We start from the raw sequence: 22,052 nt of genomic DNA, 5'->3' as shown, positions 1-22,052 counted from the left end.
ATCACTCCTGTCCCGGAACGGCCCGGCCGAGCAGGCCGAGGAAAGAGTTGTTGAGCAGGGCCGCGTCGGCCGGGCGGATCGGGTGGTAACCGAGCAGCAGGGCCTGCCCGTACAGCGCCTCGACGGCGAGACCGACCAGCTCCGGGTCACCGAGGGTGGTGATCCGGCGGACCAGCGGGTTGCGATGGTTGAGCACGAGCTGCGGCCGCTCCGGCGGGCCGGAGGAGGCGATGGCGTCGAGCACGCCCGCCCAGAGTTCGTCGGCGCGCTGCCGGGTCGACTCGAGCTGGTCGTGGAACGCCGCCGACCGGCTGACCAGGTACAACGCCGGCAACGACGCCGGGTCGTACGCGCGCAGCGCCACCTCGCACCCGAGCCGGTCCATGGCCCGCTGGGCGGTGAGCAGGAACGGCCGCAGCGCCAGTTCCACCGACGGGTCGAGGGTGTCGAACCGGGTGGTCAGGTCGGTCGGCTCCAGCCGTTCGATCAGCACCGACCGGTCCAGCCCCGGCAACCGCTCGATGATCTCGGTGTCGTACGTGTAACCGCCGTTTACCACCGCCAAATCCTGCGCCGCCGCCACGGCGGCAAGCTGCCGGAACTCGTCGGTCGTGGCGGCGTAGCGAACGACACCGTGCCGGGACCGGAACTCGGACAGCGTCATCCGGCCGGTGTTCGTCTCCATCGGCCACCACTGCTCGACCAGCCGGAGCATCTCGTCGTCGTGCAACGCGAGCGCCTTCACCCCGAGGTGGTGCACCTGGAGGAACTCACCGAGCCGGCGCGGGTCACCGCTGGCGAGCTGCACCAGCCAGCCGCGCAACCGGTCGCCGAGCGCTTCCCGGGTGCTGTCGAGCAGCCCGTCCTCGTAGAGCGCCTCCCGGCTCGCGGTCGGCCGCAGCTCACCGGCGTCGACCACGCAGCGGGCAAAAAACGCCCACTCCGGCAGCAGCCCCTCCGCCCCCTCGGTGAGCAGCATCCGCTTCAGGTAGACCCGGTGTCCGACCCGCGCGGCCGGGTTCGCCGGTTGGGGCAGTACGAACGCCGCCCCGGTCAGGCCCGCCTCCGGCACCGACAGCGGGATGACGTCGAACGGGGTGAAGCCGAGCGTTTCGCGGGCGTACCGGATCAGATTTTCGCGGCGGGCGGCCGGTGACGTACCGGCGGCCGGTGACCACGGCGGCGGCCCGGTGGTTGTCTCCACCTCGCCGACCCGGACGGTGACCGGCAGCAGCGACCCGAAGAGTCGGGCCAGTTCGGTGACCGTCGGCTGGGTGAACCACTGCTCGGCACCGGGACGCGGGACCAGGGTGACGGTGGTGCCCGGCTCGGCCCGACCGACGTCCGGTGCGGCCAGTTCGACCCGGTAACGCCCGTCGGTGTGACCGGTCCAGAGCACGGTCGGCTGGTCGGCATGCCTGGTCACGACCCGGATCTCGTCCGCGACGAGGAAACAGGAGAGCAGGCCGATCCCGAACTGGCCGAGGAACTCGTGCCGGGCGAAACCGAGCTCGTCCCGCTTGGAGCTGCGGCCGATGGTGGCGAGCAGTTCGTGGACCTGCGTCTCGGTGAGCCCGATCCCCGTGTCGTGGATCCGCAGGGTGCCGTCGCCGGTCAACTCGGGCGGCTCGATCCAGACCACCCCGGGCGCGCCCGGATCCTCGGCCCGACGGGCGGTGATCGCGTCCGCGGCGTTCTGCAACAACTCCCGCAGGTAGACCCTGGGGCTTGCGTACAAATGGTGACTGAGCAGGTCGACGATGCCGCGAAGGTCAACCTGGAAGGTGCGGTCCACGCTTTGTTACTCCCCGGTTCAGGTGCCGGCGCCCACCGTACCGGTGACCGGTGACACCTCGCTCGCCCTAGTCCGGGCGGGAATTGACCCTCGACCTGGTCGAGGCCGCAGGGTCGCGTGATGATCAGACTCACGGCAGGGCAGGAATCCGGCGTACGACCGTTGCTGGGTGCCGCGTACGGGCGGCTCTGGGTGGCGGCGGTGACGTCGAGGTTCGGCGACGCGGTGCGTACCCCGGCACTTGCCCTGCTCGCGGTCTCGCTGACCCGCGATCCGCGCCTGGTCGCGGCGGTGGTCGCCGCCGGCCAGGTGCCACCACTGTTGTTCGGCCTGCTCGCCGGGGTTTTTGCCGACCGGTGGGACCGGCGGCGCACCATGGCGACGGTCGACGGGTTGCGCTGCGTGCTGGTGGCCGTGCTGGCGGTCCTGGTCTTCTTCGGGCAGGTCGGCATCGGTGTGCTGGCCGCCGCCGCGTTCCTGCTGGCCGCCCTCGGTGCGCTCTTCGACGCGGCGGCGTTCGCGGTGCTGCCCGCCCTGGTGCCCGCCGACCGGTTACCGGCCGCGAACGGCAGGCTCGCCGCCGGTACGGCCGTAGCCGGCGGATTTGTCGGCGCCCCGGTCGCCGGCCTGCTCTTCGCCCTCGGCGCCGCGCTCCCGTTCGCGGTCGACGCCGCCTCGTTCGCCCTCGCCGCGCTGCTCGCACTGACCCTGCCCCGGATGCGGGCCCCCTCGTCATCCTCTGTCCCTTTGCGACGGTCGGTGTGGCGGGAGGCCGGGGACGGGCTGCGGTGGATCCTGCGTGACCCGACCCTGCTCCGGATCACCGTGCTCACCGCCGTCACCAACCTGGCGATCAGCGGGCTGATCGCGGTGATGGTGCTCTACGCGCTGGAGGTGCTGCGGGTGCCCGAGGCAGGCTACGGACTGTTCATGGCCTCGGCGGTGATCGGCGGGTTGGCCGGTGGACTCGGCGCCGGTCGGTTGGCGGGTCGGCTCGGCACCCTCACCGGGCTGCGTTGGGTGCTGGTGTTGCAGACGCTCGCCCTGGTGGTGCTCGCCTTCGCCCGGCATCCGGTGCCGGGTGCGATCGCGCTCGCGGTCTTCTCCGCCGGCTCGGCGACCTGGAACGCACTCTGGTCCGCGTACGGCCAGCGTCACGTACCGGCCGAGCTGCTCGGGCGGGTCGGCAGCGCCCAGCGCTTCGCCGGGCTGCTCGCCGCCCCGATCGGCGCGATCGTCGCCGGCTTCACCGCGGAGGCGTACGGCCTGCTCCCGGTCGCGTACGCGGCAGCCGCCATCTTCGCCCTCGCCACCCTGACCGCCCACCGCCCACTCGGCGCCCGTCAGTCCTCGGCGTCCTCTCTGGACCAGTAGGGGTGGTCCCAGCGCTCCCGGCCGCTGAGGGCGAGCAGTCCGATCCGGAACACCCGCTTCTCGGGTACACCGCAGCGACGGAGACGGTCGGGAGCGTGGCGGACCAGCCAGGCGGAGAGTTCGGCCGCCTTCTCCGCTTCGTCGTAGTAGGTGTGCCAGGGAAGCACATCACTGAGCAGGTCCCACTCCCAGTGCGTCGCCGTCTCGGCCAGGCGCCGATCGGCCAGCGGGTACGTCGACGTCGCCCAGATGTCGAGCCAGGGGGTGAGCGTGCTGGACGCCTCGGTGCAGAAGGCGAGAACCTCGTACGTCGGCACCACCGGCTCCGGGTCGGTGAGTGCGTGCGCCCACCAGGCGTGCAGGAGTTCCCAAATCGCCGCCGCCTGTTCGGTCGGCCACTCCTGCCAATTGCCGCGCCTGAACACGAGCCCTGGTTGCCCCATGTCGAACATGGGCTCGACGACGCCACTGACGAGGCCGCTGGCGAACTGGGGCAGGATCCGGCGGAGCACGTCTGCGGGATAACTCCAGGACGACCCCCACCAGGTACGCCGCAGCAGGTCCGGTTCCAGTTCGATGTCCGGCACCTTGAGCTGAGCCAACTCCTCCGCACTGCCCCAGTGACAGTCACACATGTAATCGTCCGGGTGCGCGGTCATCCCCCTGAAAGTGGTGGCCACACCACCCAACGCGGCATCGAGGCGAACACGCGCAGCTACGGGGTCAGGATTGATCACAGGTATCGCCCTCGTGGACTCCGGGGCTCACGCCAGCCGAAGATCGCCAGCCTACCGGCGGCACTCCTTCGACCACTCCCGTGATCGCGAAAAGTTTGGCTCGCCATAGCCGGCCGAACTCTTCGGGATCACGGGAAGCTCCCAATGCGCGGCGCCGGCCCGGACCGGGATGGTCCGGGCCGGCGCCTTTGCTTCCCGGAGACGGTTGCCGCCGACTCCGGTGTCACACGAGGTATACGTCTGCGATCGTCCCGTCGGGTCGGGTGATCGTGAGGTGCCCGTTCGGCGCCAGGTCGTGGAGGTGTGCACCGTCACCTTCACGTACCGGTCCGTCATCGGGTCCACGACACGAACCTCTCGTACAGCTCTCGCGGACCCACGTCCCGGATGTCCCGGGCGGCGTGGACCAACTGCGTACCCAGGTAACAGGCCAGCGACACCCGGTCGTGGCCGTACTCGCGGGTCAACCGGGCGCGGGCCGGCTCGCACGGCCACGCCTTGCCACAGGTGCCGCACTCCCACCGCTTCCCGCACGGCCGGTGCTGGTCGGTCACCACCGGAAGGACCGGTTGCGAACTCACCCGTTCACCGCCTGCTGCTCCACTGCCCGCAGCTCCGGATCGGCCAGCAGGTGGCGGGCCGCACGGAGACGGCTGCACCGGCCGGGCGTGAAGCACGGGCACACGGTGCACTCCTCGCCGTTCTCGTGACGAGTGACGATCAGGCGGGCGTTGTTCAGCAGCGCCGGCCACAGGTCACGGGAGTAGGTCTTGAACCGCTGGATGGCGTCGGCGCTCATATCCGCCGCCGTACCCACCGCGCGCTCGCGGCGTTGTGCACGATCCTGACCAGCGGCCACGGCACCGGATCACCGGTTGGCTTCTGGTCGGAGGCCGGCTGGGACTCCGCCGGCCGTGGGTCGTCCGCCATCACGCACCTCCATCGGCTGACCGGGGGTGCGGCGACCGCCCCGGGGCACCGCACCCCCGGGCGTCGAGCCGGCCACGGGGGCAGCCGGCTCGACGCGATCGGGAGGCGCGCCAACGGGCCAGATCAAAGTCTGTCGTACGGCGAAAGTGCTGCACATGCCCGTCGCCGCGCCTATTCGTAGCCTCGGTGACGACGCGGTCACAATCCAGGCTGTAGGTGTCCGCTGGCTCGGGACAGGTGTCCGCTGCTACTTCGCCTGGTCAGCGCGGTCGGTGCGTCTCGTACGCGTCGCGGAGGTCATTGGCCTCGCGGATTCCGCTCGATTCGACGGCGGAAAGTACCTCGGTCGCCCGCCACCAGTTCGACGGCACCACCCGCCCCGAGGTGATCGCCTCCGTCGTGACCATGCTCGCCTCATCGGGCCGCCCCGCCGCGAGCAGCGCCAGCCCGAGGTCGAGACGAGCCGATGCTGCCCGCCTCGGCCGACCGGCCACGTCGAGATCGGCGACGATCGTGCGGGCGTACTCCTCTGCCGCCGGGTCACCGGACCAGGCGAGAGTCGTCGCGGTGTACGAGAGGGCCTTCGCCGGGTCGTACTGGTAGTGGTGTTCCGGTCGATCAGGGGTTTGCAGCGGGCTGACCAGACGCTCGACCTCGTCCAACACTCGACGGGTCTGACGTCGGTTGCCCATACGGGCCCACGCCCGACCGGTCTGGGCGGTCGCCTGGATGTGCGCGGAGCTGCCACGGGGTGCCATTGCCCGTGCCTGTTCGGCCAGGTCGAGAGCACGACGGTAATCCCCGGCGGTGAGTACGTCCCAGGCCCGCGTCTCCAGGGACCAGGCACGGATCTCCGCGTGTCCGACGTGTTTGGCGAGTTGCTCGGCTGTGGTCAGATGCGCATCGGCGGCCCGCTGGTGCCGCAGGTCGATGTGCAGGGTCGCTCGCAACAGGGCGAGCCATCCCGCGGCGACGAGGAGTCTGCGCTGCTGATCCAGGGTGGTTCGCTTCCTGAGCGCGGTGCCGAGCTGCGCCAGGTTGTCGCGTACGACCGGCAGCAGGTCCATCGGCGCAGTGGTCGGATAGCTGCTGGCCAGTTCGTCGACGGCGAATTCGAACCGGTTGACGAGTTCGGGGGCAACGTCGCTGGCATCGAGCAGGCTGGCGAGTTCGAGTGCTTCGTCTTCGCCGCGTACGGCCTCTGGCGCTGACGTGCTGGCCAGGGTGACCAGGCGCCCACCCGCACCAAGAAGGTCATCGAGGTGTCGCGCGGTGTCGATGCTGGGCTGCTTACGTCCACTCTCCAGTTCCTGGAGGTGGCTCTTGCTGCGGTGGGCAAGATTTCCGAGGCCCCGCAGGGACAGGTTGTGCGCGAGTCGGTGCCGCCGCAGGCTTTCACCGAACGCTGATTCGTTCACGGTGCCATCCCAGGTAGAGGACCGGGCAACGCCACGCGGCCCACTACAAACCGACGGGCCGCCACTTCGGACGGTACACGTCGTGCACGATTCACGTATCCCGAGCGAGGCGTGGATGCCACGTTCATCCGATCATCGTGAGCACAAAGCCGGGAGAGGCGAGTGGGCGTGCTCGGCGAGCTTGATCCACGCGCGCTGAGCTGTTGTGGAAGGCACCTGGAGAACAGCTCAGCGCGCGTGGATCAAGCAACCCATGCCACGAAACCGTGTGCTCACGGGACCACGCGCCGGGCATCGGTCGTGAATGATCCGGAGCGTGCAAACAACCTCTCGTTCCGCTACCGGCACGAGCAGGCCGGTACATCGACGGCTGCTCTCGCTTGCCGGCGGTGAACTGGTCAACATTCCGCTGCACGCCGTCATCTGGATCGGCATCATCGGTGCACCGCTGACCCTGGCCAACGTCGCGGGCTACCTGCTCTTCTCACTGTTGCTGATCGAGGGCGCCGGTTACTGGCTGGCGAAACTGCACCAGACGAACATCCGGCAGCGTGCACTGCCGGGTGCCCGGATCTTCCGACTGCTCCGGATCGCCAACCTGCCGCTGCTGGCGATCGGCGTCGGGATCGCCGCGTACGGGGCGGTCGACTCGCCGGGGCTCGCCTCCTTGCCGGGGCTGGGGTACGCACTGTTCGCGGTCATCGAGCACGTCAACTACTTCCACCTCCAGCTCAGCTACGACCGCCGGACCGATCTGCGTCGACTGCGCACGTTCGGGCTGCGCCGCTCCCACCTCTCCCGCGACCTCGCCCAGCCAACGGAACGCTGACCCGAACGAGACACAGCAGACGGAAAGGTGGCCCGAACGGGTCGGAACCCGGCTCGGCGGTCACGCCTCTACCAGGCATGACTACAAGGCGTACGGTGCTGCGCCTGGCCGGCGGGATCGCGGCCGGTGCGGCGGGCGGTGCAATGGTGGTGGCCAGCGGCGGTTGCCGGGACAGCGCGGAGGACGGGCCGGCACGGGGCGGCTCGACACCGACGGAAGCCCTGGTCATCGAGCTGGCGACGGGGGAACTGGCGGTGCTCGACGCGGCCACCGGGCAGACCGTGGTGAACCGGTCCGAGGGTGTGCTCAGCGGTGACGGGACCCGGCTGGTCCGTACCGAGGTGGCCGGCGAGGGGACCAGGTTGACCAGTCATCGGCTCTCCGACGGGGCCTCGGTCAGTGGCGGCACTCTTTCCGACCGGCTTGCCGCGCGGGCCACGAACCCGGACGGTTCGCTGGTGGCGCTCGCCACGCCGGGCAAGCCGGGTGGCGGTCCGTACCGGCCGGGTGGGCGGGAGCGGACCACGATCGTGGTCGCCGGCACGGTCGGGGAGCGTAGCCGGGTGGAGTTGGCCGGCAACCTGGAGCCGGAGGCGTTCGACGCCACCGGGCAGGCGCTTTTTGTCCTCGACTATCTGCCACCGGCGGCCCCTGACCGCTACCGCGTACGCATGGTCGATCTTGCCACCGGCGAGCTGCAACCGCTGCTCACCCGGCTGAAGGCGGTGGTGCCGGCGGGTGCCGAGGAGGAGATGCGGGGCGAGGGTCGGCAGGCGGTGTACGACAGCACCACCCGGCAACTGTTCACTCTTTACACCCACCAGCCCGAGCACGAGCACACCCGGGATCTGGTCGGCGGTGCACGCGATGATGCCCCGCACGTACACGCGTTTGTCCACACGCTGAATCTGACCGAGCGGTGGGCGTACTGTGTCGATCTTCCGTCGCCGTTCGGGGAGCAGCGGGCCGCCGGCCACGCGATCGCCCTCGACCCGAGTGGCGCCGGGGTCTACGTGGTGGACGCGACCAGCGGCACGATCGCGGTCATCGACCCGGCGGCGTTGACGGTCAGCCGGACCCTCCGGTTCACCCCGCCGACCGGGCCGATCGTCTCGGCCGCCGCCACCACCGGTCCGGCCGGCACGCTGCTGGTCGGCGCCGGGCACGACCTGGTCATCGTCCCGCTGGCCGGTGCCGACCCCGTCCGATGGCAGCTACCCACCCCGGTACGCGGCATCGCCACCAGCCCCGACCACAAACGCTGCTACGTCGGCCAGGAAAACGCAGTCACCTGCCTCGACCTGTCCACCGGCAAGGTCATCCGCCGCATCCCCACCCCCGACCTGGGCGCGCTGCGCCACCTCACCCCGCACACCTGAGCCCTCCTGTAGAGAAAGAGTGGCTTCCCGCTCGGGGATAGCCACTCTTTCTCTACAAGAGGCGTGATCTGGGGGTCAGGGGGTGGGGAGGCCGCCTGGTTGGTCGCCTTGGACGACGGGGGCGCGGACCAGGTTGCCCCATTCTGTCCAGGAGCCGTCGTAGTTGCGGACCTGCGGGTAGCCGAGCAGGTGGCGCAGCACGAACCAGGTGTGGCTGGACCGCTCACCGATCCGGCAGTACGCGATGATGTCGTCCGCGGTCGACAGCCCCAGCTCGTCGGCGTAGATCGCCCGGAGTTCGTCGGGACGCTTGAAGGTGCCGTCCTCGTTGGCCGCCGACTTCCACGGCTTGTTCACCGCACCGGGGATGTGCCCACCGCGCATCGCCCCCTCCTGCGGGTAGTCGGGCATGTGCAGCAGCGCACCGCTGTACTCACCCGGCGAGCGGACGTCGACCAGCGGCCGGGCACTGGCGATGTGCGCCGCCACCTGGTCGCGGTACGCACGGATCTGGCTGTCGTCACGCGTCGGCACCGGGTACTCGGCGCGCGGGCGCTCGACCTTCTCCCGGGTCAGCTCGCGACCCTCCGCCACCCACTTCTGCCGGCCGCCGTTGAGCAGCCGTACGTCACCGTGGCCGAAGAGGGAGAAGACCCAGAGGGCGTACGCCGCCCACCAGTTGAAGTTGTCGCCGTAGAACACGATCGTGTCGTCCCGGCCGATGCCCTTGGCCGCACAGAGCTCGGCGAACGCGTCGGCGCTGAGATAGTCCCGGGTGACCTGGTCGTTCAGTTCCAGGTGCCAGTCGACTTTGATCGCACCGGGGATGTGGCCGGTCTCGTAGAGCAGCACATCCTCGTCGGATTCGATCACCACCAGACCCTTCGCGCCCAGGTTCTCGGCCAGCCACTCGGTGGTGACGAGGCGCTGCGGGTCGGCGTATGCCTGCAGGGCAGGCGTGGGATCACTTGGTACGGACATGCAGCCCAACGTACGCCAGCCTGCCCCCGATCAGGCGGGTAACCGGATGCCTGCTGGGTCACTCTCCGCCACGGACGGCGCCTGAGCCGCACGGGTTCCGCCCGGTCGGGTGCCGACTCGCCGGGCGGAACCCGTGCAACAGTTCCCTCAGAGCCCACCCATCCACCGCGTGACCGACGGCCCACGGCCGGCGTTGATCACGTGGTTCAACAGAAGGCTCAAACAGATGTCTGATATCGCCAATATTCCGGATCTCATTCGCTACGCGCTGCGACACGACGAGTTCCAGCGCGCGGTTCTCAGCGGCACGATGCACGGGGCAACACACCCCTGGCGCCGCGTTGTCGTACGGAAGGTAGCGCTGCGGGGCACGGTCCAGACCCAGGTCGAGTGGCACACCAGCGACAACTCGACCACCCGGAACTACACCGGGATCGACGCGGTGATCGACGAACTCGTCGAGGTGCCGTTCCGCAACGGCCACGTGGAGTTGCGTACGGCCACGATCGAGGGGCGGGTCAGCAAGCGCGGCAAGCTGCTGCTGTCCCGCCGGAACGAGGCGAACAACCGCGATCTCGCGCACGACCGGGTACGCCGCCGCGCCATCCCGGAGGACGCCCCGTTCCTCGAAGTGCTCGGCGTCAGCCGTGACGGTGCGGTGAAGCCGACCGCCCAGCGCAAGTACCGCCAGATCAACGAATTCGTACGGGTCCTCGGCGCCACCCTCGGCGAGAAGCAGGATCGGGACCGGCCGTTGCAGGTACTGGATCTCGGGTGCGGGAACGCGTACCTGACGTTCGCCACCGTCCACCACCTCACCGAGTCCGGGATTCCGTGTGTGGTCGTCGGCGTCGACCGGGATGCCGAGCTGGTGGCCCGGAACAACTCGCGGGCGGAACAGCTCGGGTGGCAGGACCGCCTCACGTTCACCACGGCACTGATCGACCGGTACGAACCGACCGAGTCGCCGGACCTGGTGGTCGCGTTGCACGCCTGCGACACCGCGACCGATGACGTACTCGCGCTGGCGGTGGAGCAGAACGCGGACTACCTGCTTGCTTCACCGTGTTGCCAGCACGACCTGCAACGGCAGTTGCGTTCCCGGGCGATGCCCGAGGGCTTCCGCGACCTCGTCCGCGACGGGGTGCTCAAGGAACAGTTGGGCGACCTGCTCACCGACTCGCTGCGCGCATCGGTGCTGCGTCTGGTCGGCTACCAGGTTGACGTGTTCGCGTTCGTCCCGGTCGAACACACCCCGCGCAACAACCTGATCCGGGCGGTCCGTACCCCCGGTCCCGTCGACCGCGACGCCGAGGCATCGGTCCGTGCCACGACCGGGATGTTCGGCGTACGGCCACGGCTCGCCGAACTGCTCCGGCACCGCCTACCCGACGATCTGCTCGGCGGCGTCCGAGCCGGGGGTGATGACGCCACCGGGGACACCCGGTAACCGGACGGGCGCCCGAACCCGCTGTGTCAGGTGGTTCTGCGCAGCGACCGGTCCGGGCGACATGCCGGTGGCCCGCCACCAACGAGCGTGACGGGCCACCGGGCGCTGACGCCCTAGCTCGCGGGCAGCGGCCGTACGGTGAAGGCGTAGCTGTACACCGGGGACCTCGTGCCGTCCGCGCTGACGCTGCGCACCCGGAGCACGTGGGAGCCCGCCGTGGTCGGCGCCCAGGGCAGGGTGGCGCTGCCGGTGGCGTCCGCCGCGACGCTCAGCTCGGGAGTGCCTAGCCGGAACGAGTAGAGGTACGACACGACGTTGGGCAAGCGGGGGGTGAAGGTGAACGTGCCCGGCACCCCCGGCCCTCCACTGCTCTGACGCTCGGGATACTCGACCGAGGCGACCAACGGGTCCGTACGCAGGTTGAAGCCGGTTTCCGTGGTCGCCTCCAGACCGGTGGCGGTCCGGCTGGTCACGGTAAGCCGACGGGCCCCGCCCCAGAGCAGGGTGACGGTGACCTGGGCGGTGCCGTCCGCTTCGGCCACGACGGTCTGCTCCGGCTCGCCGTCGAACTGGTAGCGGTACTGGACCACGTCATCGAAGCGAGGCCGGAAGGTCAAGGTGGCGGGGGTGCCGACACCGGCCACGGTGCCCTCGACGATCGGCCCGTTGTCGATCACCCGGAACACATGGACGAACTGGTCGGAGCGGTTGCCCGCGCTGTCCACGCTCGTCACGTACAACTGGTTCGGGCCATCGTCCTCGGGGGTGATCGTCACCGTCGCGGTGCCGTCCGGCCCGGCGGCGACATAGCTGGTCAAGGCGCCGGCCAACCCGAAGTGGTAACCGGCGATGCCCGTGGCCCCGTTCGGGCCGAACGTGAACTCACCCGGGATACCGGTCCCGTCGTGCCAGTTGTCGTCGGCGGGGTAGTCCGTGGACGAGACCGACGGCGGTTGTTCCGGCCGAACCAGGTCCGCTGTGGAGTAGCAGGTCGGGCTGCAAACGCCGCCGGTCTGTTCGATCGCAACGGCCGGTTGCGCGGTGACCGCGAGCAGAGCGACGGTCACCGCGACGGCCGCGGTCGGACCTCGGCCGGGCAACCATCGCCAACGACCGGTGTCGAATCCGTGCAGCATCAGCCGACCTCCCCGTATCAACCCCCGTCATTCGACGGGAGATGATCCTAACCATCGGGTACGACAACGATGAATGGATTTCCGGACGGGCGAGTCCACCCTGGACGCGGTCTCGGCGGTCAGTCGGACAACGGGCCGAGTACGGGTCGTTTCGCGGTGACCGTGTCGCCGGACGAACGGCCGGTGAGGCGGCGCTTGATCCACGGGGCCAGGTGCTGACCGGCCCAGCGCAGGTCGGCGCCACGGGCGGCCAGCCACGGTGTCGGCGCCGGCTGCGGCGGTACGACCAGCCACTGCTCGTCCGCCGGCACGCCGAGCGCGGCCAGGACGTGCCCGGCGACCCGGCGGTGACCGGCGGCGGAGAGGTGCAACCGGTCCGCACTCCAGAATTCCGGGTGCTGGAACACGTCGTCGGCGAAGAGGTCGACCAGCTTGGCGCCGTACCGCTGGGCGGTCTCGCCGACGGCACGGTTCAGCAGCGCCACCCGGGGAGCCATCATCCGCTGGCCCGGCAGCCGGGACACGATGTCGGCGAACCGGAACACCAGCACGTCCGCGCCGGCCTCCCGGAAGTCCCGGATCACCTGGTCGAACCGGCCGGTCAACGCCTCGGCGTCGAAGTTGCGCCGCAGTACGTCGTTGCCGCCGGCCGCGAAGCTGACCAGGTCGGGGCGCATGGCGAGAGCCGCGGGCACCTGCTCGGCCACCACACTCGGGAACAGCCGCCCCCGGATCGCGAGGTTCGCGTACCCGAAATCGGGCCCGGCCTCGACGGCCAGGCGGGCGGCGACCAGGTCGGCCCACCCCCGGTAGGTGCCGTCCGGGTACGCGTCGTCCATGCCCTCGGTGAAGCTGTCTCCCACCGCCACGTAGCTGCGCCAGCGCATCCGCGCCCTCCTGAATCCGTGACCCTCCACCGGGTCCGATCGGAGTCTTACACTCAACCGCGCGAGGTTACCGCCGGGTACGCCAAAAGTGGCGGCACCGACAGCACTGCTCGGCACCGCCACTTTCCGTTGGGGCTCAGTCAGCCCGGACGACCGGGGTCAACGAACGACCTTGATGTTGAAGTCGACCTTGTCGTTGGCGTTCTTGGTGTCCTGGACCGTCTCCGCCGCGATCGAACCGGTCAGGTTGGTCGCCGGGCCCGCGTAGCTGAGGGTGAAGGTGACCGTCACGCTCTTGTTCGGCGCGAGCGTCGCCAGTCCGCACAACAGGACCGCCGGCGGCCCCTGATCGTGGAAGCCACACTCGCCGACCGTCCCTCCCCGCTGGTTCGCCATGGTGACTCCGGCGGGAAGCGTGAGACGCAACCCCAGCGACTGCGCGGACATCGGACCGTTGTTGTGCACGGTCACCTTCAGCTCGCCCACGTAAGCGCCGTTCAGCAGTTTCAGCTCGACCGGCTGCGCCTGCGCCCGGACGTCGGCGTCCACCGTCGGGAACCGGGTCGGGCCGCTCACCTGTTTGAACTGCCCATCGACCCACCGGTAGCCCCGCCACTGCGGGTCGGCCGGCGAGAACGGCTGCTGGTCCGCCCACTGGACCCGGACCGTACCGGCATCTCCGGCGGCCACGGCCTGGATCAACTCCTGCGGCAGGGCGCCCCTGGCCGGAGGCCGGACCGAGGTCACCCGCCCGAGGGTCTGCACACCACCGTCGGCGGCCCGCTTGAACACGAGCACCTGCTGCGCGGTCACCGCGTGCGGGCTGCAGACGATCTCGGCGGCCATCTCGTTGACGCCGTCGCCGTCCACGTCGACCGGCACCGGCTCGCCCAGGATCGCGAACGCCATCGGAGAGTCGGGCTGGGGCAGGTAGACGTGGTTGCCCTTGGCGAAGCGGAACGTTCCGGTCGGGCAGACGTCGGTCCCCCAGTCCGGAAGGGTCAACGACCCGTTCTCGATCTCGGAGACGGTCAGCGGGGCCAGGTTGACGGGTTCGGTGACGGTGACGCTCGGCATCGGCGTGGGGGTCGGGGTGACGACCGCCGGTGGCGTCGTCGCGGCCGGTGCCGGACCGACATCGCCACGGGGGAAGAAGGCGAACGCGGTGCCGGTCGCGGCACCGATCATCACCAGGGCCGCGGCCGAGGAGGCCAGGGTCCGCTGTACGCCGATGCGGCGCGAGGTACGCAGGGTCCGGTCCCGCAGGTCCACCGGCGCGACCTCCTCCGCCAGGTCGGCCAGGTCGCTGCGAAGACGGTCCATGTTCATCGAACGCTCCCTTCCAGGAGGTACATGTCGGCAAGTTCGGGGGCGACGGCGCGCAGTCGGGCCAGTGCCCGTGAGGTCTGGCTCTTGACCGTGCCGGCGGAGACGCCGAGCAGGTCGGCGGCTTCGGCCTCGGAGCGGTCCTCGAAGAACCGCAGCACCAGAACCGCCCGCTGCTTCGCGGACAGCTTCAGCAGCGCCGCCCGCAGGGAGAGCCGCAACGCGGTCTGGTGGGCGTGGTCCGTGGAGGCGTCCCGGCGCGGCTCGGGCATCTCACCGGTCATCGACTCGGCCACCCGGCGTCGCCGCCACCAGGAGACCTGCAGGTGGTACATGGTCTTGCGGGTGTACGCCTCGGCGTTCCCGGTCTGGTGCAGTCCCCGCCAGGCGCGGTGGGTACGGGCCAACGCCGACTGGACGAGGTCCTCGGCCAGGTGCTGGTCGCCGGTCAGCAGGTACGCCGAGCGCAGCAGCGCCGGGGTACGGGTGCGGACGAAGTTGTCGAACTCGCTAAGTGAGGGATCCACCCGAACCGATCCTTGGGGTAGTGGAACGTGGGCAAGTCATGCCACCCAAGACGCGACCTTGCGACGCGAGGTTGCCGGTCGTACCGAAATGCTTGGACGTCGGGTTTGCGACATGCCAGGCTGCCTGGATGCTGCTTCGGATGTCCACGCTGTTCCTTCGTACGCTCCGGGAGGATCCGGCGGACGCGGAGGTGCCGAGCCACCGGCTCCTGGTCCGGGCCGGCTACATCCGGCGGGCCGCGTCGGGCGGCTACACCTGGCTGCCGCTGGGCAAGCTGATGCTGGACCGGGTGGCCCAGGTCGTACGCGACGAGATGGCCGCGATCGGTGGCCAGGAGCTGCACTTTCCCGCCCTGCTGCCGCGTGAGGCGTACGAGACGAGCGGCCGGTGGGCCGAGTACGGCGACGACATCTTCACCCTCAAGGACCGGCGGGGTGCCGAGCACCTGCTCGCGCCGACGCACGAGGAGATGTTCGCGCTGCTGGTGAAGGACCTGTTCAGCTCGTACCGGGACTTTCCGGTGATCCTCTACCAGGTGCAGACGAAGTTCCGGGACGAGGCGCGGCCCCGGGCCGGGCTGCTGCGCGGGCGGGAGTTCCTGATGAAGGACGCCTACTCGTTCGACCTGGACCAGGCCGGGTTGCAGGCCGCGTACGACCAGCATCGGATGGCGTACCAGCGGATCTTCGACCGGCTCGGGCTGGACTACACGATCGTCGCCGCCTCGTCGGGTGCGATGGGCGGGTCGGCTTCGGAGGAGTTCCTGGCCGCGACACCGGTCGGCGAGGACACCTTCGTCGGCTGCACCGCCTGTCACTACGCGGCGAACACCGAGGCGGTGACCACTCCGGTGCCGGCCGCCGGCGACGTCGACTCGTTCCCGCCCGCCGAGGCGTACGACACCCCGGACACGCCGACGATCGAGGCGTTGGTGCAGGTCGCGAACGACCGCAGGTTGGGTGGCCGGGACAACTGGACCGCCGCTGACACGTTGAAGAACGTCGTCCTGTCCGTACGCCGGGTCGGGGTCGCCGAGCCGGAACTGCTGGTGATCGGCGTACCCGGCGACCGGGAGGTGGACCTGAAGCGGGTCGAGGTGGCGCTCTACCCGAACACCGCCACGCTCTTCGACGGGTTCGCCGACCACCCGGACCTGGTCCGGGGCTACATCGGGCCGCAGGTGCTGGCGAAACTCGGGATCCGCTACCTGGTGGACCCCCGCGTGGTGACCGGGACGGCGTGGCTGACCGGTGCGAACGAGGCCGGGCGGCACGCGGTCAACGTGGTCAGCGGGCGGGACTTCACCCCGGACGGCACGATCGAGGCGGCCGAGGTCCGGGCCGGTGACCCCTGCCCGGCCTGCCGGTCCGGTGAGCTGACGATCCGCCGGGGGATCGAGATCGGGCACATCTTCCAGCTCGGTCGCCGGTTCACCGACGCGTTCGCGGTGGACGTACTCGGTCCGAACGGGAAGCCGGTGCGGCCGATCATGGGGTGCTACGGCATCGGGGTGTCCCGCGCGGTCGCGGCCATCGCCGAACAGCACCACGACGAACGGGGTCTGGCGTGGCCGGCGGCGGTCGCACCGGTTGACGTACACGTGGTCGCGGCCGGGAAGGGGCCGCAGGTGGAGGCGGCGCTGGCCCTCGGCCGGGAGCTGTCCGACGCCGGCCTGCGGGTGCTGGTCGACGACCGGTCGCAGGTGTCGGCCGGGGTCAAGTTCGCCGATGCCGAGCTGATCGGCATCCCACGCAGCGTCGTGGTCGGCCGCCGGCTGATCGACGGGTACGCCGAGCTGCGCGACCGGGCCAGCGGGGAGCGGGTCGAGCTGCCGGTCGCCGAGATCGTCGCCCAGCTCACCGGCCGCCCCGCCTGACCCGGCACCCTGCGGTCGAGCCCGCGTCGCCCGTCCCGAGCCCGCGTCGCCCGGTCGAGTCCACCTCGCCCTTCCGGGCCCGCGTCGCGCGGATGAGCCCGCGTCTCTCGGTTTGACCCTCGACCTGGTCGAGGGCCGATGATCCGCCCGGCGGCCCACTCCGGTGCCGCCGGGCGGATCACTTCGGAACGAGGACGGGCGAACGATGGATCTCGACAATCCGGTGCTCAGGTTGTGCCAGGACGGCATGCGGGCGGAGGCGCAGGGGCGACCGGCGGATGCCCGCGCCCTGTTCGAGCAGGCGTGGGCGTCCAGCGTCGACGACTACGACGCCTGTGTGGCGGCGCATTACCTGGCCCGGCAGCAGGACGATCCCCGTGAGGTCCTCCGGTGGAACACCGAGGCGCTGGGCCGGGCGGACCGGGTCGGGGACGAACGGGTGACCGCGTTCTACCCGTCGCTGTACGTCGGCGTCGGCCTGGCCCGTGAACAACTCGGCGAGCCCGAGCAGGCCCGACGCGCCTTCGAACAGGCTCGGGAGCACGTCGCCGCGCTTCCCGCAGACGGGTACGGCGAGGCGCTGCGTACCGCGATCGAGGACGGGTTGCGCCGGGTCGCCGGGCGCTGACCTGTGATCCGGCCAGCGCCACCGTAGCCGTGGGGGTGGTCAGCCCCGGTGGTCGGCGCGCAGGGAGGCGTAGTGGCGCAGGCACTCGTCGTACGTCGGGAGCAGCCCGGCGTCGCGCAGCTCGGCCAGGGTCGGGCCGGCGGCGTCCCGCTCCGAGAGGGTCGGGTTGATGTCCGACGGGATCGGCAGGGCGAGTTCCGGGTCGAGCACGTTGACGATCCGCTCGCGCTTCGGGGCGTACCCGGTCGAGCAGAGGTAGCTCAGCACGGTGTTGTCCTCGAGCGCGATGAACCCGTGGCCCAGCCCTTCGGAGAGGTAGAGGGCCCGGTAGTCGACCGTGTCCATGCGAACGACCTCGTGCTGGCCGAACGTCGGCGAGCCGACCCGCAGGTCGACCACAATGTCCAGCAGGGCGCCCTGCGGGCAGTAGACGTACTTGCCCTGACCGGGCGGTACGTCGGCCCAGTGGATGCCCCGGACCACGCCGCGACGGGACACGCTGTGGTTGGTCTGGGCTACGGACAACTCGAAACCCAACGCGTCGGAGAACGCGCCGGCGTCGTACCAGACGAGGAAGTTGCCACGGCTGTCGGGAAACTGCTGGGGTACGAACTCCCAGGCACCGGAGATCGACAACTCGGTGGATTTCACCTGTTCACCTTTCACGCGATCAGCAACAGCACACGATACCGGGCGAGCCCGGACAAGCAGGTGAGGCGCGGATCCCAACCGGGTGTGACGATCCGGCCACTGGGTACCGAACGGATATCGACGTACGTACAGAATTTCTGGAGGCTCTCATGACCAGCTATCGGGTCGCCGACCTGATGACCCGGAAGGTCGTCTATCTGTCGGCGCAGACGAACCTCGACGAGGCGGCCAGGGCGATGGCGGACGCGGACATCGGCGACATCGTGGTGACCGACGGCCAGAACCTGTACGGCATGGTGACCGACCGGGACATCGTGGTCCGGGCGGTGGCCGAGCACAAGGATCCGGCGAAGACGACGCTCGGCTCGATCGCCACCCGGGAGATCGTGATGATCGAGCAGAGTTCGACCGGGGCCGAGGCGGCCCGGTTGATGCGGGAACGGGCCGTACGCCGGGTGTTGGTGTGTGACGTGGACCGCCAACTGGTCGGCATCATCTCCCTGGGTGACCTGGCCCAGCAGCTCGACCCGTCGTCCGCGCTGAGCGACATCAGCGAGGCCAGCCCGAGCAGCTAGGGGAAGGCGCACTTCCCGGCGTGGGTAACCTGGAGGTCATGGCTCCGAAGAAGCTTGACGAGATCATCGAGGAGTTCGCCTCCGCACCACGTGAGCTGGTGCTGGAGATGCTGCTCGAATACTCCGACGCGGTTCCGCCGCTGCCGGCCGAGCTGGCCGGGCACGCCGGTATGGAGCAGGTCCCGGAGTGTCAGACCTCGTTTTTCCTCCGCGCCGAGGTGACCCCGGAGGGCACGGTCGACACCTGGTTCGACTGCCCGCCCGAGGCGCCGACCACCCGCGCGTTCGCCGGCATCCTCGCCGAGGGGCTGGCCGGGGCGAGCGCCGAGGAGGTGCTCGACGTACCGGATGATCTTTACCAGCGGATGGGCCTGGCCCAGGCGATCAGCCCGCTGCGGGTACGCGGCGGCACCGCGATCCTGGCCCGACTGAAGCGACAGGTACGGGAACAGATCGGCTGACCCCGCGCGTTGACCACAGCGTGGAAATCGATCTCTATGCGGACGTCGTCTGCCCCTGGTGCTACATCGGCAAGACCCGGCTCGAAGAGGCGCTCAAGGCCTACGACGGCGAGGTGACGGTCCGGCTGCGGCCGTTCCAGCTCGACCCGTCGCCGGTGCCCGAGCCGCTGCCGGTGCTGGACGCACTGGGCGCGAAATTCGGTGGCCGGCAGCGTGCCGAACAGATGATCAACCGGGTGGTGGATGTCGCCGCCGGTGCCGGACTGGTCCTGCACTACGACCACGCGTTGGCGGCGAACACCTTCGACGCGCACCGGCTGATCTGGTTCGCCGGGCAGCGTGGGCTGGACAGCGAGATGATCGACGCCCTCTACCGGGCCCACTTCGTCGACGGGGTCGACGTCGGGTCGACCGCGTCGCTCGCCACCGTCGCCGCCGGGGTCGGGCTGGACGAGACCGAGGTACGGGAGTTCCTCGACTCCACCGCCGGCACCGCAGAGGTACGGGCAGCCCTCAACGAGGCCCGCGAGTTGGGCATCAGCAGCGTGCCGACCTACGTCCTCGCCGGCAAGTACGCCGTCACCGGCGCCCAGGAGACGGAGACCCTGCTCGCCGCACTGGCCGAGGTGGCCCAGCGCGAAGCAGCCTCCTGACCAGCACATTCGCCTGTTGCACGTGAAACAGTATTGACGCGCTGCGATCTTTGGCTGCTGGTGCGCCGTCCGGCCATCAAGGATGGGCGTACCCTCATTCACCACGTGCGTGTCATCCTGACACCGTGCCCATTAGTGGAGGTGTTCACGCCGCCGTGGCCGGATCCCTCGCAACTGTCAGCCCACTCGCCCGGCGCATGCGCCTCGGCGCGGAGATCCGGGCATTGCGTGGCACCGAGACCGCGGCTGCGATCGCCCGTCGAGCCGGCCTGGATCGGACCGTCGTATCCAAGATCGAGGCAGGTGAGCGCCGTGCCGGCCTCGACACCATCCTCAAGATCCTGGACGTGCTGCCGATCGAACCCGGTGGGATCACCTACCGGGAGCTACAGCAGATTGCTCGGGACGGCCTGAAGAAGGGCTGGTGGGGAGCTGCCGAGTACGCCCAGATGGGCGACCGTCAGGCTCGGACCGCCGACCTGGAATGTGGCGCCACGATCCGCGAGTATCAAGGCTCCATGCTGCCCGGCCTGCTCCAGACGGAGGCGTACGCCCGACATCGTGGGCAGGTCGCGATCGGCAAGGGCCATCGGTTCGATCTGACCGCCGACGTTGCCGGGAGACTCCGTAGGCAGAAGCAGCGGACAGGCACCTATGACGTGGTTCTGGAACCCCAGGCCATTTGGCGGTCACCCGTGCCGCCGGACGTAATGCACGAGCAACTGCTCCACCTGCTCGGCATCGCGCGGACCGCAGAGAACGTGTACATCCGCCTCCTGCCGGTTGACGCCCAACTCGGAGCCGGGTGGGTGCCCCGCTCACCGTTCGCCGTGTACGACTATGCCGCAGGTGATCTGACACTGGTCTCCGTGGACACGGTCGGCACCGACCTGGTGGTCACCGCGCCGAACGAGGCGGCGGACTACGCGCAACTGTTCGAGGAGTTGCGCGCTGCCGCACTCGATCAGAAGTCGAGCGCGGATCTCATCCAGCAGGCGGCCGAGACCCTGGCCGCCTGACGCCCCGACTGGAGGTCATCCCTATGAACGAGCCTCAATTCCTCGACTTCCGCAGGACCAGCAAGTCCGACGGCGGGCAGAACTGCGTCGAGGTTGCCGACGCGGTGGACGCCAGTGCCGTCCGGGTGCGGGACAGCAAAGACCAGACTGGTCCGGTGCTGGAGTTCGGCGGTGTCGGATGGCGTGCGTTCATCGCGACCGTCCAGAACGGGGAGCTCACCACCAACGCCTGACCACCCCTTGCACCGAAGAAGGCCAGCGCCCGCGCGGTGCTGGCCTTCTTCGTGATCACTTTCAGTGATTCCGGAACACCCCCTTGTGATATTGATGGACGCAGTGGCAGTCTGACACGGTGTTCGTGGACACAGTGTCGGCAAGCACTGTGTCCGCGTCAGCCCCGTCGGTCGCCTGAGCCCCAACCGCGACGACCGATGGGCGACCAGCGGGGCGCCGGACCCGATTCCCCCGTGTCGGGGCCGGCGCCCTCCCCGTTCAGGGAGGTGTCCGATGGGCAGATGGAAGTGGTTCGCGGATCCGTACGAGCCGGGACCGGAGGACAGGACCGGCCCCGCGACGGCGTACCCCGGCAGGTCCGGCGCCTACCTTGCCGAGCAGTCGCCGGACGAGCGACGGGAGCAGATCGGCGACGAGCAGCACCGCACTGAGCAGGGCGGTATCGAGATTGAGCAGGGCAGTGACGAGCAGAAGCGGGCCCGGTTGCGCGGCAACCGTGGATCGCGTTGGCGGGCGATATGAGCGACGGCCCCCGTTCCGCGAGCACGAACCTCAGTCCGGCGCTGTGGCCAGCCCTGCTGGCGGGTGCCCGTGTTGTCGTCGAGCGCCACGCGGACGGGAAGCTGTGCGACCACTGCATCACTCCTGGCGTCTGCTCCCGGCTCAACGGCGCCCGGACGTACCTTGCCGACCCCGAGATGTTGCGGGTGGAGCGCGAGGCAACCGAGAACAAGGCCAAGCCGTGAACCGGCCGGACATCGCCGCCGGAACGGTGTTGCGGCTGGCAGCGGGCGAGTGGTCGAACGGTACGGGTCTACCCGCCGAAACTCACCTGGTGATCCGGGTGTCCCGGCTCCACACCGATCGCGCTCCCGAGGATGCTCCGGGCGTCTGGGTCACCGGGCACCTGTTGGAGTGCGAGTGGCCGACGTCCGACTGCACCTCACCCTGTAGCCATGCGTACGTCTACTGGGAACCGCTCGCACGAGCGGCGGCAGCAGAGTGAGTCGGCACGACGAACCGGTGGACCGGGGCACGCTCAAGCTTGCCGCCGACCGGACGTGGCGTCAGCACCAGCCCGGTGGAAACATCTGGAAGCCGGGCACCTGCTGGCAGTGCACGGGCACCGGCTGCGCCCAACTCGCCTGGGCAACCGAGGTACGCGACAGCACGGTTCGGGCCGAC

At 69.8% G+C, this 22,052-nt stretch carries 26 protein-coding genes; 14 read left to right on the top strand and 12 right to left on the bottom strand.

The window, feature by feature from the left end; translation table 11 throughout:
- Position 1: 1 nt before the first annotated feature.
- Positions 2-1,795, bottom strand: a complete 1,794-nt coding sequence (locus OIE47_RS13980) for an HSP90 family protein (protein ID WP_326561921.1) — start codon at positions 1,793-1,795, stop codon at positions 2-4.
- Between the two features lie 120 nt (positions 1,796-1,915).
- On the opposite strand from OIE47_RS13980, the gene OIE47_RS13975 reads away from it, so the two are divergent.
- Complete coding sequence (locus tag OIE47_RS13975) at positions 1,916-3,169, top strand: MFS transporter (RefSeq protein WP_326561920.1); 1,254 nt, start codon at positions 1,916-1,918, stop codon at positions 3,167-3,169.
- Here OIE47_RS13975 and OIE47_RS13970 read toward each other — a convergent pair.
- The 5 genes from OIE47_RS13970 to OIE47_RS13950 form a co-directional block, all read right to left on the bottom strand.
- The gene (locus tag OIE47_RS13970; protein WP_326561919.1) at positions 3,139-3,828 is read right to left on the bottom strand and encodes a hypothetical protein; all 690 of its coding nucleotides are present in this window, start codon (positions 3,826-3,828) and stop codon (positions 3,139-3,141) included. The two genes, OIE47_RS13975 and OIE47_RS13970, sit on opposite strands and share 31 nt — an antisense overlap.
- A 410-nt stretch (positions 3,829-4,238) precedes the next feature.
- The gene (locus tag OIE47_RS13965) at positions 4,239-4,487 is read right to left on the bottom strand and encodes a flavin reductase (protein ID WP_326561918.1); all 249 of its coding nucleotides are present in this window, start codon (positions 4,485-4,487) and stop codon (positions 4,239-4,241) included.
- On the bottom strand, positions 4,484-4,705 hold the full coding sequence (locus tag OIE47_RS13960; RefSeq protein ID WP_326561917.1) for a hypothetical protein: 222 nt from the start codon (positions 4,703-4,705) through the stop codon (positions 4,484-4,486). The genes OIE47_RS13965 and OIE47_RS13960 overlap by 4 nt, the downstream gene beginning before the upstream one ends.
- Positions 4,702-4,836 carry a hypothetical protein gene (locus OIE47_RS13955; protein ID WP_326561916.1) on the bottom strand — a complete coding sequence of 45 codons (135 nt, stop codon included), beginning with the start codon at positions 4,834-4,836 and terminating at the stop codon, positions 4,702-4,704. The genes OIE47_RS13960 and OIE47_RS13955 overlap by 4 nt, the downstream gene beginning before the upstream one ends.
- Positions 4,837-5,096: 260 nt before the next feature.
- Entirely contained in the window at positions 5,097-6,254 is a 1,158-nt protein-coding gene (locus tag OIE47_RS13950; protein ID WP_326561915.1) for a helix-turn-helix domain-containing protein, read from the bottom strand.
- 316 nt (positions 6,255-6,570) lie between these two features.
- On the opposite strand from OIE47_RS13950, the gene OIE47_RS13945 reads away from it, so the two are divergent.
- Positions 6,571-7,083, top strand: a complete 513-nt coding sequence (locus OIE47_RS13945; protein ID WP_326561914.1) for a hypothetical protein — start codon at positions 6,571-6,573, stop codon at positions 7,081-7,083.
- Between the two features lie 77 nt (positions 7,084-7,160).
- The gene (locus tag OIE47_RS13940) at positions 7,161-8,462 is read left to right on the top strand and encodes a YncE family protein (RefSeq protein ID WP_326561913.1); all 1,302 of its coding nucleotides are present in this window, start codon (positions 7,161-7,163) and stop codon (positions 8,460-8,462) included.
- Positions 8,463-8,537: 75 nt separating this feature from the next.
- On the opposite strand, the gene OIE47_RS13935 is transcribed toward OIE47_RS13940, so the two are convergent.
- Entirely contained in the window at positions 8,538-9,443 is a 906-nt protein-coding gene (locus OIE47_RS13935) for a sulfurtransferase (RefSeq protein ID WP_326561912.1), read from the bottom strand.
- A 226-nt stretch (positions 9,444-9,669) separates the two neighbouring features.
- Between OIE47_RS13935 and OIE47_RS13930 the strand changes: the two genes are divergently transcribed.
- A complete protein-coding gene (locus OIE47_RS13930; RefSeq protein ID WP_326561911.1) occupies positions 9,670-10,893 on the top strand; it encodes a class I SAM-dependent methyltransferase in 1,224 nt (407 codons plus the stop codon).
- A 113-nt stretch (positions 10,894-11,006) separates the two neighbouring features.
- Here OIE47_RS13930 and OIE47_RS13925 read toward each other — a convergent pair whose 3' ends face one another.
- From OIE47_RS13925 to OIE47_RS13910, 4 genes are all read right to left on the bottom strand, one after another.
- The gene (locus tag OIE47_RS13925) at positions 11,007-12,029 is read right to left on the bottom strand and encodes a hypothetical protein (RefSeq protein WP_326561910.1); all 1,023 of its coding nucleotides are present in this window, start codon (positions 12,027-12,029) and stop codon (positions 11,007-11,009) included.
- A gap of 119 nt (positions 12,030-12,148) precedes the next feature.
- Entirely contained in the window at positions 12,149-12,916 is a 768-nt protein-coding gene (locus OIE47_RS13920) for an SGNH/GDSL hydrolase family protein (protein ID WP_326561909.1), read from the bottom strand.
- 159 nt (positions 12,917-13,075) lie between these two features.
- The gene (locus tag OIE47_RS13915) at positions 13,076-14,245 is read right to left on the bottom strand and encodes a hypothetical protein (protein WP_326561908.1); all 1,170 of its coding nucleotides are present in this window, start codon (positions 14,243-14,245) and stop codon (positions 13,076-13,078) included.
- Entirely contained in the window at positions 14,242-14,769 is a 528-nt protein-coding gene (locus OIE47_RS13910; RefSeq protein WP_326561907.1) for a SigE family RNA polymerase sigma factor, read from the bottom strand. The genes OIE47_RS13915 and OIE47_RS13910 overlap by 4 nt, the downstream gene beginning before the upstream one ends.
- A gap of 128 nt (positions 14,770-14,897) precedes the next feature.
- Between OIE47_RS13910 and OIE47_RS13905 the strand changes: the two genes are divergently transcribed.
- Entirely contained in the window at positions 14,898-16,646 is a 1,749-nt protein-coding gene (locus OIE47_RS13905; RefSeq protein WP_326561906.1) for a proline--tRNA ligase, read from the top strand.
- A 205-nt stretch (positions 16,647-16,851) separates the two neighbouring features.
- Entirely contained in the window at positions 16,852-17,274 is a 423-nt protein-coding gene (locus OIE47_RS13900; RefSeq protein ID WP_326561905.1) for a hypothetical protein, read from the top strand.
- A gap of 39 nt (positions 17,275-17,313) precedes the next feature.
- On the opposite strand, the gene OIE47_RS13895 is transcribed toward OIE47_RS13900, so the two are convergent.
- A complete protein-coding gene (locus tag OIE47_RS13895) occupies positions 17,314-17,925 on the bottom strand; it encodes a dTDP-4-dehydrorhamnose 3,5-epimerase family protein (protein WP_326561904.1) in 612 nt (203 codons plus the stop codon).
- 149 nt (positions 17,926-18,074) lie between these two features.
- On the opposite strand from OIE47_RS13895, the gene OIE47_RS13890 reads away from it, so the two are divergent.
- From OIE47_RS13890 to OIE47_RS13855, 8 genes are all read left to right on the top strand, one after another.
- On the top strand, positions 18,075-18,500 hold the full coding sequence (locus OIE47_RS13890) for a CBS domain-containing protein (protein WP_326561903.1): 426 nt from the start codon (positions 18,075-18,077) through the stop codon (positions 18,498-18,500).
- Positions 18,501-18,538: 38 nt separating this feature from the next.
- Positions 18,539-18,961, top strand: a complete 423-nt coding sequence (locus tag OIE47_RS13885; RefSeq protein ID WP_326561902.1) for a SufE family protein — start codon at positions 18,539-18,541, stop codon at positions 18,959-18,961.
- 20 nt (positions 18,962-18,981) lie between these two features.
- On the top strand, positions 18,982-19,614 hold the full coding sequence (locus OIE47_RS13880; RefSeq protein WP_326561901.1) for a DsbA family oxidoreductase: 633 nt from the start codon (positions 18,982-18,984) through the stop codon (positions 19,612-19,614).
- Between the two features lie 155 nt (positions 19,615-19,769).
- On the top strand, positions 19,770-20,633 hold the full coding sequence (locus OIE47_RS13875; protein WP_326561900.1) for a helix-turn-helix domain-containing protein: 864 nt from the start codon (positions 19,770-19,772) through the stop codon (positions 20,631-20,633).
- 23 nt (positions 20,634-20,656) lie between these two features.
- Positions 20,657-20,866: a DUF397 domain-containing protein gene (locus OIE47_RS13870; protein WP_326561899.1), complete on the top strand. Its 210-nt coding sequence runs from the start codon at positions 20,657-20,659 to the stop codon at positions 20,864-20,866.
- 274 nt (positions 20,867-21,140) lie between these two features.
- Entirely contained in the window at positions 21,141-21,389 is a 249-nt protein-coding gene (locus OIE47_RS13865; RefSeq protein ID WP_326561898.1) for a hypothetical protein, read from the top strand.
- Positions 21,386-21,613 carry a hypothetical protein gene (locus tag OIE47_RS13860; protein ID WP_326561897.1) on the top strand — a complete coding sequence of 76 codons (228 nt, stop codon included), beginning with the start codon at positions 21,386-21,388 and terminating at the stop codon, positions 21,611-21,613. The genes OIE47_RS13865 and OIE47_RS13860 overlap by 4 nt, the downstream gene beginning before the upstream one ends.
- Positions 21,610-21,873, top strand: coding sequence for a hypothetical protein (locus tag OIE47_RS13855; protein WP_326561896.1), 264 nt, complete (start codon positions 21,610-21,612; stop codon positions 21,871-21,873). The genes OIE47_RS13860 and OIE47_RS13855 overlap by 4 nt, the downstream gene beginning before the upstream one ends.
- Positions 21,874-22,052: the final 179 nt, after the last annotated feature.

The organism is Micromonospora sp. NBC_01796, from assembly GCF_035917455.1.
In the GTDB taxonomy this organism is placed as follows: Bacteria; Actinomycetota; Actinomycetes; order Mycobacteriales; family Micromonosporaceae; genus Micromonospora_G.
Note: the sequence above shows the minus strand (reverse complement) of the source record. Positions and strands in the feature narration are given on the sequence as shown.

Coding starts and splice junctions, on each gene's coding strand:
- OIE47_RS13940 (WP_326561913.1), top strand. CDS start 7,161: ATGACTACAAGGCGTACGGTGCTGCGCCTGGCCGGCGGGATCGCGGCC.
- OIE47_RS13955 (WP_326561916.1), bottom strand. CDS start 4,836: ATGGCGGACGACCCACGGCCGGCGGAGTCCCAGCCGGCCTCCGACCAG.
- OIE47_RS13870 (WP_326561899.1), top strand. CDS start 20,657: ATGAACGAGCCTCAATTCCTCGACTTCCGCAGGACCAGCAAGTCCGAC.
- OIE47_RS13935 (WP_326561912.1), bottom strand. CDS start 9,443: ATGTCCGTACCAAGTGATCCCACGCCTGCCCTGCAGGCATACGCCGAC.
- OIE47_RS13865 (WP_326561898.1), top strand. CDS start 21,141: ATGGGCAGATGGAAGTGGTTCGCGGATCCGTACGAGCCGGGACCGGAG.
- OIE47_RS13970 (WP_326561919.1), bottom strand. CDS start 3,828: ATGACCGCGCACCCGGACGATTACATGTGTGACTGTCACTGGGGCAGT.
- OIE47_RS13890 (WP_326561903.1), top strand. CDS start 18,075: ATGACCAGCTATCGGGTCGCCGACCTGATGACCCGGAAGGTCGTCTAT.
- OIE47_RS13915 (WP_326561908.1), bottom strand. CDS start 14,245: ATGAACATGGACCGTCTTCGCAGCGACCTGGCCGACCTGGCGGAGGAG.
- OIE47_RS13930 (WP_326561911.1), top strand. CDS start 9,670: ATGTCTGATATCGCCAATATTCCGGATCTCATTCGCTACGCGCTGCGA.
- OIE47_RS13920 (WP_326561909.1), bottom strand. CDS start 12,916: ATGCGCTGGCGCAGCTACGTGGCGGTGGGAGACAGCTTCACCGAGGGC.
- OIE47_RS13905 (WP_326561906.1), top strand. CDS start 14,898: ATGCTGCTTCGGATGTCCACGCTGTTCCTTCGTACGCTCCGGGAGGAT.
- OIE47_RS13885 (WP_326561902.1), top strand. CDS start 18,539: ATGGCTCCGAAGAAGCTTGACGAGATCATCGAGGAGTTCGCCTCCGCA.
- OIE47_RS13960 (WP_326561917.1), bottom strand. CDS start 4,705: ATGAGCGCCGACGCCATCCAGCGGTTCAAGACCTACTCCCGTGACCTG.
- OIE47_RS13975 (WP_326561920.1), top strand. CDS start 1,916: ATGATCAGACTCACGGCAGGGCAGGAATCCGGCGTACGACCGTTGCTG.
- OIE47_RS13925 (WP_326561910.1), bottom strand. CDS start 12,029: ATGCTGCACGGATTCGACACCGGTCGTTGGCGATGGTTGCCCGGCCGA.
- OIE47_RS13860 (WP_326561897.1), top strand. CDS start 21,386: ATGAGCGACGGCCCCCGTTCCGCGAGCACGAACCTCAGTCCGGCGCTG.
- OIE47_RS13900 (WP_326561905.1), top strand. CDS start 16,852: ATGGATCTCGACAATCCGGTGCTCAGGTTGTGCCAGGACGGCATGCGG.